This is a genomic window from Xenophilus sp. Marseille-Q4582, from assembly GCF_916700565.1.
Taxonomy (GTDB): domain Bacteria; phylum Pseudomonadota; class Gammaproteobacteria; order Burkholderiales; family Burkholderiaceae_C; genus Xenophilus.
Genome location: NZ_CAKAKO010000006.1, coordinates 557,880 through 570,178, shown reverse-complemented (window position 1 = coordinate 570,178; position 12,299 = coordinate 557,880). Strand labels below are relative to the sequence as shown.

General features: G+C 70.3%; 10 protein-coding genes. 2 read left to right on the top strand and 8 right to left on the bottom strand.

All coding sequences use genetic code 11. The features are described 5' to 3' along the window. The 5 genes from bcsA to LG388_RS22900 form a co-directional block, all read right to left on the bottom strand. Positions 1–2,181 (bottom strand): UDP-forming cellulose synthase catalytic subunit, encoded by a 2,181-nt coding sequence (gene bcsA / locus LG388_RS22920; protein ID WP_225784865.1) that lies wholly within the window; start codon positions 2,179–2,181, stop codon positions 1–3. Positions 2,182–2,386: 205 nt separating this feature from the next. Then, a complete protein-coding gene (gene bcsQ, locus LG388_RS22915; RefSeq protein WP_225784864.1) occupies positions 2,387–3,202 on the bottom strand; it encodes a cellulose biosynthesis protein BcsQ in 816 nt (271 codons plus the stop codon). A gap of 87 nt (positions 3,203–3,289) precedes the next feature. Then, on the bottom strand, positions 3,290–3,772 hold the full coding sequence (gene bcsR, locus LG388_RS22910; protein WP_225784863.1) for a BcsR/BcsP family cellulose biosynthesis protein: 483 nt from the start codon (positions 3,770–3,772) through the stop codon (positions 3,290–3,292). Then, entirely contained in the window at positions 3,769–4,236 is a 468-nt protein-coding gene (bcsD, locus tag LG388_RS22905) for a cellulose biosynthesis protein BcsD (protein WP_225784862.1), read from the bottom strand. The genes bcsR and bcsD overlap by 4 nt, the downstream gene beginning before the upstream one ends. Positions 4,237–4,366: 130 nt before the next feature. Then, positions 4,367–5,380, bottom strand: a complete 1,014-nt coding sequence (locus LG388_RS22900) for a diguanylate cyclase (protein WP_225784861.1) — start codon at positions 5,378–5,380, stop codon at positions 4,367–4,369. A gap of 294 nt (positions 5,381–5,674) precedes the next feature. Between LG388_RS22900 and LG388_RS22895 the strand changes: the two genes are divergently transcribed. Beyond that, positions 5,675–7,822 carry a sensor histidine kinase gene (locus LG388_RS22895; RefSeq protein ID WP_225784860.1) on the top strand — a complete coding sequence of 716 codons (2,148 nt, stop codon included), beginning with the start codon at positions 5,675–5,677 and terminating at the stop codon, positions 7,820–7,822. Between the two features lie 52 nt (positions 7,823–7,874). Here the strand turns inward: LG388_RS22895 and LG388_RS22890 are convergent, their stop codons facing one another. The 3 genes from LG388_RS22890 to LG388_RS22880 form a co-directional block, all read right to left on the bottom strand. Beyond that, positions 7,875–9,623, bottom strand: coding sequence for a PhoH family protein (locus LG388_RS22890; protein WP_225784859.1), 1,749 nt, complete (start codon positions 9,621–9,623; stop codon positions 7,875–7,877). Positions 9,624–9,828: 205 nt separating this feature from the next. Continuing rightward, positions 9,829–10,305, bottom strand: coding sequence for a peroxiredoxin (locus LG388_RS22885; protein WP_225784858.1), 477 nt, complete (start codon positions 10,303–10,305; stop codon positions 9,829–9,831). A 191-nt stretch (positions 10,306–10,496) separates the two neighbouring features. Then, complete coding sequence (locus LG388_RS22880) at positions 10,497–10,892, bottom strand: Mth938-like domain-containing protein (RefSeq protein ID WP_225784857.1); 396 nt, start codon at positions 10,890–10,892, stop codon at positions 10,497–10,499. A gap of 93 nt (positions 10,893–10,985) precedes the next feature. On the opposite strand from LG388_RS22880, the gene LG388_RS22875 reads away from it, so the two are divergent. Then, positions 10,986–12,209: a pyridoxal phosphate-dependent aminotransferase gene (locus LG388_RS22875; protein WP_225784856.1), complete on the top strand. Its 1,224-nt coding sequence runs from the start codon at positions 10,986–10,988 to the stop codon at positions 12,207–12,209. The last annotated feature ends 90 nt before the right edge of the window (positions 12,210–12,299 follow it).

The following is a 12,299-nucleotide window of genomic DNA, read 5'->3' as shown; positions in this document are numbered from 1 at the left end:
TCACGTGGGGTCCTTAGCGAGGGAGCCGGCCGGCTTGCGGGCGGCGGGGCGCAGGCGGCTGGCGGCCGCGCGGGCGTAATGCGCGAACATGTCGCGGAAACCGGTCAGGCTGATGCGCATGAGGCGGCCCAGCACGCGGTGGATGGGCATGCGCGGGTAGTTGCCCCAGCGCATGGACCAGAGGTCGGCGCGCGCCGTGGTGCATTGCACCAGCGCGCGCTCCTGCGCCAGCGTCAGCGGCTCGAACTGCAGCCCCATGCGCCGGCCGGCGTTGAAACGCACACGCGCGGGGAAGCGGTACTCGGCCTCGCCGCGGTACAGCGCCACCTCGAGGGGCGAGTCTTTCTCCGCTTCCACGCTCGCCGGCAGGTCGATGCCCAGGCCGCCCGACGAAAAGTCGAAGGTCTGGCAGCGCACCGAGGGCGCGCCAGGCCGGTACAGCGTCGCCGGCACGTTCAGCGTCACGCGGTGCGCGTTGCGCACCTGGCGCGACTCGTTGGCCGCGGCCACGCAGGCGCCCAGCATCATCAGGTTGTACGCGGTCCAGGCCAGGTTCAGCCAGACGGTGGCGATGTTCTGCGGGTCCACCCAGGTCAGGCGCCACAGGCCTGCCAGCACGCCCAGGAAGTTGAGCGCCAGCAGGAACAGGCTGGCCTTGGCGATCTGGGCGTCGAAATACTCCTCGCGGATCAGGCCGCCCTTGGCCGTGACGTTGAAGCTGCCCAGCTTGGGATTGATCAGCGCCACCAGCGTGGGCCGGAAGATGTACCAGGCCAGCACCGCCTCGTAGACCTCGTTCCACAGCAGGTAGCGAAAGCGCCCCTGGATGCGCGAGTTGGTCAGGTTGGCCTGCAGCAGGTGCGGCAGCGCATAGGCGAAGATCATCGCCGCCGAGGCGTGGATGATGCTGGCGCCGAAGAACAGGTAGGCCAGCGGCGCCGTCAGGTAGATCAGCCGCGGCAACCCGTACAGGAAGTGCAGCATCGCGTTGATGTAGCACAGCCGCTGCGGCCAGGAGAGGCCCTTGCCCAGGAGCGGGTTGTCGACGCGGAAGATCTGCGTCATGCCGCGCGCCCAGCGGATGCGCTGGCCCACGTGGCCCGACAGGCTCTCGGTGGCCAGGCCGGCCGCCTGCGGCAGCGCGAGGTAGGCCGTGTTGTAGCCCTTGCGGTGCATCTTGAGGGCCGTGTGCGCGTCCTCCGTCACCGTTTCCACCGCCACGCCGCCCACGTCGTCGAGCGCCGTGCGCCGCAGCACCGCGCAGGAGCCGCAGAAGAAGGTGGCGTTCCACAGGTCGTTGCCGTCCTGGATCAGGCCATAGAACAGCTCGCCTTCGTTGGGCACGGTGCCGAAGGTGTCCAGGTTGCGCTCGAAGGGGTCGGCCGAGAAGAAATAGTGCGGCAGCTGCACCATGCTGAGCTTCGGGTCGCGGCCGAACCAGCCCATGGCGATCTGCAGGAAGGAGCGCGTGGGAATGTGGTCGCAGTCGAAGATGGCGACGAACTCGCCGTCGGTGTTCTTGAGCGCCGCGTTGATGTTGCCGGCCTTGGCATGCTTGTTGTCGCCGCGGGTGACGTGCGTCACGCCGGCCTGCTCGCAAAAGGCGCGGAATTCCTCGCGCCGGCCGTCGTCGAGCACGTAGATGCGCAGCTTGTCGCGCGGCCAGTCGATCGACTGCGCGGCCAGCACCGTGGAGCGCACCACCGCCAGCGGCTCGTTGTAGGTCGGGATGAACACGTCCACCGTCGGCCAGGTGGACGCGTCCGCCGGCAGCGGCACCGGCTTGCGCTCCAGCGGCCAGGCGGTCTGCACATAGCCCAGCACCAGCACCACGAAGGCATACAGCTCCGCCATCAGCAGCCCCACGCCCAGCACCAGGTTGAGCGGGTTCGCGAAGTCGTTCATCGTCTCCGTGAGGCGCCAGAAGATGTAGCGCGCGGACACCACCACCGACAGGAACATCATCACCAGGCTGGCGAAATGACCCTTGAAGCGGTTGACGATGAAGGCGACCGCGAACAGCGCGACGGACAGCACCAGCTGCTGCTCCAGCGTCATCGGCGCCATGATGATCACGGGCAGCACGATGAGCGTCACGGCCCAGGCCAGCAGGCGCAGCGGCGTCACGCGTTGCAGGAGCGGGATGCTGCGCGGGGGGCTGGCTTCGGAGGTCGTCGTCATGGAGGAATCGAAAGGCGGGCTGCCGGTCAACGGATGGGAGGGCTCAGAAGGTGTGAATGAATCCGGCGTGGCCGAGCAGGCCGCGAAAACGCGACCGATCAAGGCGCAAAGCGCAGCCATAGCTCGGGCTATGGCGAGCATTTGCAACGCAGAGCGGGTGTGTTTTGGCGGAATGAGCGGGCATGTCGGGTTCGTTCACACCTTCTCAGCCGTGCACCGGCGAGGCGGCGGCCGGCGCGCCGCCCGCGTCGGCCGCGTCGGCCGCGGCCAGCCGCTGCAGCAGGCGCTCGGCACAGGCGGCGAAATCCTGCGCGGCCTGGCTCCACGGCGCGTACTGGCGCACCGGCATCGCGCTGGCCAGCGCCTCGCTCACGCCGGGGTCCAGGTGCACCGTGCCCAGCCACTCGGCCTGCAGGCGCCGGCGCTGCAGGTTCAGCACGTCGTTGTTGAGCCGCTGGCCGGGGTCGGTCTGGTTCAGCAGGTAGGCATTGCCGGCGAAGTCCGGCCGCGGGCGGCAATAGCGCTCGATGCGCTGCTCCAGCAAGGGCGCCGCGGCCGCCGACCCGGCGTCCGCCAGCATGACCACGACATTGAGCCGCGACAGGCGCAGCACCTGCTGCAGGTAGACGGACGGGCCGGGCGGCGTGTCGACGATGACCAGCGTGTCGCTGGGCAGCGCGAAGCCGGCCAGCAGCTCGCCCAGCCAGCCCGGGTGCGCGGCCAGGTGCTGTTCCAGCGCGACCAGCGGCTCGTCGTCCAGTTGGCCGAAGGGCAGCAGCACCACGCCCTGGCGGCCCGGCACCATGGCGTCGCGCCAGCTGCGCTGGCGGCGCAGCACGCTGGCCAGGCCGCCGTCGGCGCAGCCCGGGTCCGGCGCCAGATGGAAGCGCAGCGCGCTCTGCGGATCCAGGTCGATGGCAAGCACGCGCCGGCCGCTTTCGGCCAGCGTGGTGCTCAGGTTGGCGGCCACGGTGGTCTTGCCGACCCCGCCCTTGGCGGAAACGACGGGGATCAGCTGCATGGCAGTGCGGCGGGCGGGCCCGCGGGCAAGGAGGCGCCCGCGCGGGGCTGCGCGATGCGGCGCGGGCACTGGAGAGAGCGCGCCATGTCAGGGGGATGGGCGCCAGTGGGCCAGCAGCGAATGGCGCGCGCGGCCGTCGGCCGCCGGGGCGGCGGCCAGGCGCTCGAAGAGGACGGCCAGGGGTGTGCCGGCCGTTGCATCGGACGGGGCGGGGGCGGGTACCGACGGGGCGGCCGCTGCGGCCGATGGTGCAGCGCCGGCCGGGGTGGCCACAGCGTGGGCGGGGGCAGGGGCCGGGTCCGCCGCCGGCGCGGCCGGAGGCCGGGCGGGCTGGAAGATCGGATCGCTCCGGACACTCGGATCCGGAGCCAGGGCCTGCGCCAGGGGCGCCGCGAGCGGGGCCGCAGCAGCCGCTTCCTGCGCTCCCGCGCCCAGCGTCTGGAGCAGCGGCCAGTCCGGGGCGGCTCCCGATGTCGGCGGCTGCTCGAATTCCTGGTAGCGCCCGGCGTCGCCGCCGAAGGCGGAGAACAGGCTGGCGATGTCTTCGGCGTGGCGGCTCTTGTCGTTCATGCGGCGTTCCGGGCCAGACGCAATTCGATCCAGGCGGCCGGCGCCTGCGCGGGCAGGGCGCGCACGCTCAGCGTCGGGGGCAGGCCCTGCGACTCGAACCAGCGGCCATAGACGCCTTCGAGCAGGCCTTCGGCCCAGGCCGTGCCGTCGGGCCCGAACTGCCGGGCGACGGGGCTGCAGGCATGCACGATGCGCAGGGCCGCGCTCTGCTCCTCGAGCACCACCACGCCCCAGCCCAGCGCGGCCCAATGGGCGTTGAAAGCCTGCTGCAGCTGGCCGGTGTCTTCGCAGCGCGCCACCGGCAGGGCCTCGGCCATGCGCTGGCCGATGCGCCGGAAGAGCCGCCGGATCTCGGTTTCGGGAAGGCCCGCCGACAGCTCGCTCGCCAGGGCCCGGTGGAAAGGCAGCCACTGCGGGGTGGCGGCCTGTTCGCTGTAATGGAGGAGCGGCGCGGTGAGATCCATGTACCTTGCTTCGTGTGTGCGCGGCTGCCCGGGCTGTCAGAAAAAAGACAACTATCGAACAATGTTTCCTGGAAACCAAATGCGCCGCGCATTCTGTCGCAATGCTGCGACATGTCGGCGGAAAATCTTGTCAGTCAGCAACCACACAGTTGCGGCCCTGCCGCTTGGCCGCGTAGAGCCGGCTGTCCGCGAGCTGGATCAGATCCTGCGAAAGCGTGAAGGCATCGGCGCGCAGCGCCCCGGCCCCGATGCTCACGCTCAGGGCGGCGTGCGGCGAGGCCGGCGCCGCCGCGATGCGCAGCTGCTGCACCCCGCTTCGCACCGCCTCCGCATGCGCGCGCGCCTGCGCCGAGGAGGTGCGCGGTGCCACCAGCGCGAATTCCTCGCCGCCGAAGCGCGCCGCCACGCCCTCGTGCGCCCGCGCCACCTGGCGGATCACCGTCGCCACGCCCTGCAGCGCCGCGTCGCCGGCCAGGTGGCCGAAGTGGTCGTTGTAGGCCTTGAAGTAGTCGACGTCGATCATCAGCAGCGCCAGCTCCGTGCCTTCGAGCGCCGCCAGCGTCCATTCCTGGGCGAAGCGCTCGTCGAAGTAGCGCCGGTTCGACACGCCCGTGAGCCCGTCCAGCTGGGTGAGCCGCCGCAGCTCGTCGTTGCGCTGAAGCAAGGCCTGGCGGCTGGCATGCAGGGCCTCGTAGGCGCTGTTGCGCTCCAGCAGCGTGCGGTAGGAGCGCGAGTGGTAGCGGATGCGGGCCGTCAGCTCGATGGGTTCGGGCAGCTTGACCAGGTAGTCGTTGGCGCCGGCCGAGAAGGAGGCGCGCTTCATCAGCGGGTCGTCGTTGGCCGAGAGCACGATGATGGGCACGTCGCGCGTCTCGGGCGTGTCGCGGTAGGCGCGCACCAGGTCCAGACCGTCCATGCCGGGCATGAGCAGGTCCTGCAGGATCACCGTGGGCTGCAGCTGCCGCGCCAGGGCCACCGCCTCCCCGGCCTGCTGGCAGGTCTGCACCTCGATGTCCGGGTCGGTGGCCAGGATGGTGCGCAGGATCACGCCCACGATGGCCTGGTCGTCGACCAGCAGCACCCGCACCGACGGCTGCGAAGGCTCGGCGGTGTCCGGAGTGAAGGTGGGAACGCCCTGGGACATGTTCTGGTGCGGCCTGCACCCGCCCCGTCCGTCGGCGGTCGCCGAAGGGCCAGGCGGGCGGCATGCGCTGCATTGTCTCAGCGCCAGGATGGGAAGCGGCGCGCCGCCGGCCGTCGGCCGGGCGCGGGATCGCCCTGGGAGGCTTTTTTCCCGACAGCCGCGCGGAGAAGGCCGCGCCCTGGGCGCCTGGGGGGACCTGAGGGACCTGGGGGAAGCTTGGGGAAGTTGGGGGGGAAATGGGGCGCCGGCCAGCCGCGGCGCCCGACAATCGGGCGGCCGCCCGGCTCGCCCGCCATGACTTCCTCCGCACTTCCAGCTCCTTTTGCCGACGACGCGCCCGCGTTGCAGGCGCGCCTGCAGGCGCTGGAGGCCGAACTGGCGGCCGCCCGGGCGCAGTTGCAGGCGCAGGCGCTGCAGCTCGACGAGGCGCGCCGCCTGCGCACGCTCGCGGCCAGGCATCAACTGGTGGCCGAAGCCGCGCGCGCCGCGCAATGGGAATGGGACCTGCGCACCGACCGCGTGCTCCTGAGCCGCCGCTGGGGCGAGATCGTGGGCGAGGCGCCCCACAGCCGCGCCTGGGACCTGGAAGAGCTGCGCGCCCGCGTGCACCCCGATGACCTGCCCGCGCTGAAGGAGGCGGCGCGCGCCGCCATCAGCGGCGCCGCGCCGCGCTATTTCGCCGAGCACCGGGTCGCCACGCGCGACGGCTGGGCCTGGATCGAGAGCGTGGGCCTGGTCACGGCGCGCGACGCGCAGGGGCGGCCGGTGCACATGAGCGGCTACAACATCGACATCACGCCGCGCCGCCAGCTGCACGAGGAAATGGCGCGCGCCCGCGCCCAGGCCGAAGCCAGCAGCCGTGCCAAGAGCGAATTCGTGGCCAACATGAGCCACGAGGTGCGCACGCCGCTCAATGCCGTGCTGGGCCTGGCCCGCCTGCTGCACCAGTCGCCGCTGGACAGCGAGCAGCGGCACTACGTGGCGCTGATCGACAGCGCCGCCACCTCGCTGCTCGCGCTGCTCAACGACGTGCTCGACCTCTCCAAGGTCGAAGCCGGCAGATTGCTGTTCGAGCAGGTGCGCTTCGACCTGCGCCAGTGGGTGCGCGACGCAGTGGAGCTTCACGCCGTGGGCGCGCGCGACAAGGGCCTGCAGCTGCGCCTGTCGATCGCCGAGGACCTGCCCGAGGCGCTGGAGGGCGATCCGGGCCGGCTGCGGCAGGTGATTTCCAACCTGGTCGCCAATGCCGTCAAGTTCACCGCGCAGGGCGAGGTCGAGGTGACCGTGGCGTGCGCACCCGACCAGTCCGGCCTGGAGGCGGACGCCCTGCGCGTGCACTTTTCGGTGCGCGACACCGGCATCGGCATCGCGCCCGAGATGCAGGGCGCCGTTTTCGACGCCTTCACGCAGGCCGACTCGTCCATCACCCGCACGCACGGTGGCACGGGGCTGGGCCTGGCCATCTGCGCGCGCCTGGTGGCCCTGATGGGCGGGCAGATCACCCTGCGCAGCGAGCCGGGCCGCGGCAGCACCTTCGCCTTCGACGCGGTGCTGCGCCGCGCCGCGGGCGCCCCGAGCGTGCTGCCCGAATCGCAGCCGCAGGCCAGCGTGGTGCTGCGCGGCCTGCACGTGCTGCTGGCCGAAGACCATGCGGTCAACGTGCTGCTGATGCGCAAGCTGCTGGAGTCCATGGGCTGCCGCGTGAGCGTGGCCGGCGATGGCGCCGAGGCCGTGCGCCTGTGGGCCGAAGGCGATGTCGACCTGGTGCTGATGGATCTGCAGATGCCGGTGCTCAGCGGCTTCGACGCCGCCGTGCAGATCCGTGCGCGCGAGGCGGCCGAGCCCGCGCTGGGCCACACGCCCATCGTGGCGCTCACGGCCCATGCGATGGAAAGCCACCGCCAGCGAAGCCTCGCGGCCGGCATGGACGCCTACGCGTCCAAGCCCGTGTCGCCCGCGACGCTGGTGCAGGCCATCGAGCAGGCCATCGTCGCGGCCTACGAGTGGGCCGAGGGCGCGCCGGAGGCCGCCGAAGCGCCCGGCCGGGTGCAGGCACCCGCCGCGCCGGTGCCGCCGCCCGCCATGGCGCAGGCCCCTGCGCCCGCCGTGGACCGCGCCGGCCTGCTGGCGCTGCTGGGCGGCAACGGTGCGGCGCTGCAGGAGGCCGCCCGGGCCATGCGCGAGGACCTGGCGCTGCGCCTGCAGTGCCTGCAGCGCGCGCTGCCGGCGCGGGATCGCCCGGCGCTGATCGCCGATGCGCATGCCCTGCGCGGTGCGCTGTCGGCGGTGCAGGCGCCGTGGGCGGCCGAGCTGGCGCGCACGCTGGAGGCGCGGGTGCAGGCCGGCGACTGGCCGGGCGCGGAAGATGCCGCGGCACCGCTGCTGGCCGAGCTGGCGCGCGTGGACGCCGAGCTGCAGGACTGGCTGCGTCCCGCCGCCTGACGGGGCCGGGCGCTCCGGTGCCGCCGGGCGCAGCCGGCGGCACCGTGGGCGCTCAGAGCACTTCGCTGGCGAAATCGGCCAGGCGCGAGCGTTCGCCGCGCGCCAGCGTGATGTGGCCGCTGTGCGGCCAGCCCTTGAAGCGGTCCACCGCGAAGGTCAGGCCCGAGGAGCCTTCGGTCAGGTAGGGCGTGTCGATCTGCGCCAGGTTGCCCATGCAGATGATCTTGGTGCCCGGGCCTGCGCGCGTCACCAGCGTCTTCATCTGCTTGGGCGTCAGGTTCTGCGCCTCGTCGATGATCACGTACTTGTTCAGGAAGGTGCGCCCGCGCATGAAGTTCATGCTCTTGATCTTGATCTTGGCGCGGATCAGCTCCTGGGTGGCGGCACGGCCCCATTCGCCGGCGCCCGAGCCATCGCCCTTGGCCAGGAACTCGAGGTTGTCGTCCAGGGCGCCCATCCAGGGGCCCATCTTCTCTTCCTCGGTGCCGGGCAGGAAGCCGATGTCCTCGCCCACGCTCACGGTGGCGCGGGTCATGATGATCTCGGTATAGCGGCGGTCGTCCAGCACCTGCGTCAGGCCCGAGGCCAGTGCCATCAGCGTCTTGCCGGTGCCGGCCGTGCCGGTCAGCGTCACGAAATCGATGTCCGGATCCATGAGCAGGTTCATCGCGAAGTTCTGCTCGCGGTTGCGCGTGTTCACGCCCCAGACGGCGTTCTTGCCCGAGCCGAAGTCCTTGAGCGTCCTGAGCACGGCCGTCTTGTCGCGGATCTCGGTCACGCGCGCATACATGCTGGGCTCGCCCGGCGCTTCGAAGTAGACGAACTGGTTGATGTGCAGCTGCGGCACCAGCGGCCCGCTGATGCGGTAGAAGGTGCTGCTGCCGCTTTGCCAGCTTTCCACCGATTTGCTCTGGCGCGTCCAGAAGTCGGCCGGCAGGGCCAAGGCGCCCGAATAGAGCAGGTCGCCGTCTTCCAGCGCCTTGTCGTTCTGGTAGTCCTCGGCCGCCAGGCCCAGCGCGCGCGCCTTGACGCGCATGTTGATGTCCTTGGACACCAGCACCACCTCGCGCGCCTCGGCGCCGGCCTTGGGATGCGCATGCAGGTCGCGCAGCGCCTGCACCACGCCCAGGATCTGGTTGTCGGCCTTGCCTTGCGGCAGGCTGGTGGGCAGCCGGTAGTCCAGCGGCTCGGTCTGGAAGAACAGGCGGCCGCCGGCCGCGCTGTGGCCGGTGGAGTCGAGCTTGAAGCCCTTGCCGATGTCGGCGCCCTGCGCGCCGGCCAGGGCATCGAGGGTGCGGCTGGTCTGCCGGCCGTTGCGCGCGACTTCGGTCGTGCCCTTCTTGTGGCCGTCCAGTTCCTCCAGCACGATCATCGGCAGGTAGATGTCGTGCTCCTCGAAGCGGAACAGGCACATCGGGTCGTGCAGCAGCACGTTGGTGTCGAGCACGAAGAGCTTGGCCGGGCCGCGCGGTTTTTTCTTGCGCTCGCGCGCGGCGGGGGTGTGGGCCCCTGGCGTGCTGGCCGGCTCGGCGGCCATGACGGGGGCGGGCGCCGGCCTTGCCTGCGCGGCAGCGGTGCGCGCGGGTGCGGGCAGGGCCTTGGCGCGTGCCGGTGCGCCGCCGGGCAGTGCGGCCGGACGCTCGTCGAGCAGTTCGAGCCCTCTGCCGGTGGCACTGGCGTCTTCCGGGCCCTGTTCCGGGACGGCGCGGCGGCCGGTCTTGGGGCGCGCGCGCGCGGGAGCGTCCAGCGCGTCAGGCGAGAGAAGGGCGGCGCGCTGGGTCGGGGCGGGAGGCAGGGGCATGGAGGAGGGGGCTCGCGGGCGAAGGCGGAAGAAGCGGGGAAGAGAAAGGGCCGTGGCTGGAAAAAGAAAAAGCCGCCTGGAGGCCAGGGCGGCTTGATTCGTCGGGCGATGCGGTCGCGGCAGTCAACGGCATGGGCCCATTATGCACAGCCCCGCCGGGCCCCCAGCAGGCCGCGGCCGGGCCGCGCACCCGCCAGGCGGGCGCTCAGGCGGCCTTCTTGAGGGCCTTGACTTCCTTGAGCACCTCGTCCACATGGCCGGGCACCTTCAGGCCGCGCCACTCGGCCTTGAGCACGCCGTCCGGGCCGATGAGGAAGGTGCTGCGTTCGATGCCCTTGACCTTCTTGCCGTACATGATCTTGTTCTTGACCACGCCGAACATGTGGCACATCTTTTCCTCGGTGTCGGCGATCAGCTCGAAGGGCAGTTCCAGCTTGGCCTTGAACTCGTCGTGCGACTTCATGTTGTCGCGCGAGACGCCGAACACCGTGGCGCCGGCCTTCACGAAATCCTTGTAGTGGTCGCGGAACTGCATCGCTTCGGTGGTGCAGCCGGGGGTGTTGTCCTTGGGATAGAAGTACAACACCACGATCTGCCCGAGGTGGGAGGTGTTCGAGACCTTGATGCCGCCCGTGGCACTGGCATCGAATTCGGGAATGGGTTTGTTGACAACGATCGCCATGAAAATTGTTTTCTCCGCTGGTGGTTCCCGAGTAAGAACAGGATGCGCGATGCCTGGAGGCCCGACATGCCATACTGCGAAGACCACGCGCGAACGCAGCCGCAGAACGATCGTCTGGCCGGGCCGCTGCCCCTCCACACGGGGGCAGCTTGCACAGTCCGGTCTGCAACCCGCTATTTTAACCCGGATTGTTAACCGGCACTCGCGGCCGTCGCGCAAGGCTCGATGAGCAGCGCGGCCACCACGTGGCGGCCTTCGCCCGCCAGGATGTTGTAGGTGCGGCAGGCGGCGGCGGTGTCCATGGTTTCCACGCCCACGCCCTGGCGCACCAGCGCCTCCAGCCAGGCCGGCCGCGGGAAGCGGATGCGCCCTCCGCTGCCGAAGATGACCACCTCGGGCCGCATTCCGGCCAGCAGGGCGAAATGCTCCGGTCCCAGCTCCTCGAAGCGCTCGCAGTGCCAGGGCTGGCGCTCGTCGCGCGAGCCCACCACCACGCTGTGCGCCACGCGCTCGCCGTTGATCGCCACCCAGCCCGGCCCGTGCGCGGTCAGGGTCTGCACATCGGCTTTGTCGGGCTGGAGTTTCATGAGGGGGCCAGGTGGTGCGCGAAGCGGCGCGGTGGGCGGGAACTGTGGTCAAATTCTACGTTTTTCCCCTTGCGCAGCGCCCGCGGAGGCATCTTGAAACCCATCCAGAAATCGGCCAAGCTGGCCAATGTGCTCTATGACGTTCGCGGGCCGATCGTCGACGCCGCCAAGCAGATGGAGGACGAGGGCCAGAAGATCATCAAGCTGAACATCGGCAACATGGCGCCGTTCGGCTTCGACGCCCCGGAAGAGATCCAGCAGGACATGATCCGCAACCTGCCGAACTCGGCAGGCTATTCCGACAGCAAGGGCATCTTCGCGGCGCGCAAGGCCGTCATGCACTACACCCAACAGCTGGGCATCGAAGGCGTGACGCTGGAGGACATCTACCTGGGCAACGGCGCGAGCGAGCTGATCGTGCTGGCCACCAACGCGCTGCTCAACGAAGGCGACGAACTGCTGGTGCCGATGCCGGACTACCCGCTGTGGACGGCGGCCACGTCGCTGTCGGGCGGCACGCCGGTGCACTACAAGTGCGACGAGGACAACGGCTGGCTGCCCGACCTCGAGGACATGCGCGCCAAGATCACGCCGCGCACGCGCGGCATCGTGGTCATCAACCCCAACAACCCCACCGGCGTGATCTATCCGGATGCGATGCTCAAGGGCATTGTGCAGATCGCGCGCGAGCACGGCCTCGTGCTGCTGGTGGACGAGGTCTACGACAAGGTGCTCTACGACGGCGTGAAGTTCACCGCCATGGGCAGCCTGTCGACGGACGTGCTCACGCTGACCTTCAATTCGCTCTCGAAGGCCTACCGCTCCTGCGGCTACCGCGCGGGCTGGATGGTGGTGTCGGGCCCCAAGCATGCGGCCACCGACTACATCGAGGGCCTGAACATGCTGGCCAACCTCAAGCTCGGCTCCAATGTGCCGGGCCAGTGGGCGATCCAGACGGCGCTGGGCGGCTACCAGAGCATCCACGATCTGGTGAAGGAGGGCGGCCGCCTGCGCCGCCAGCGCGACCTGGCCTACGAGCTGATCACGGCGATTCCCGGGGTCACTTGCGTCAAGCCCTCGGCGGCGCTCTACATGTTCCCGCGGCTGGATCCGAAGATGTATCCGATCCAGGACGACCGCCAGTTCTTCATGCAGGTGCTGCGCGAAACGCGGGTGATGCTGGTGCAGGGCTCGGGCTTCAACTACCCCGACCACCAGCATTTCCGCATCGTGTTCCTGCCTCACGAGGACGACCTGCGCGAGGCCATCACGCGCATCGCCAAGTTCCTCGAGCGCTACCGCACGCGCTTCGCCTGAAGGCGCTGATCGCGTCCGAAACCGAGCGGCAGCGCCTGACCGACCCTTTTCCTTCCAGCCGCCTTCCGTGGGCGGCGCCATGCTCGTTGT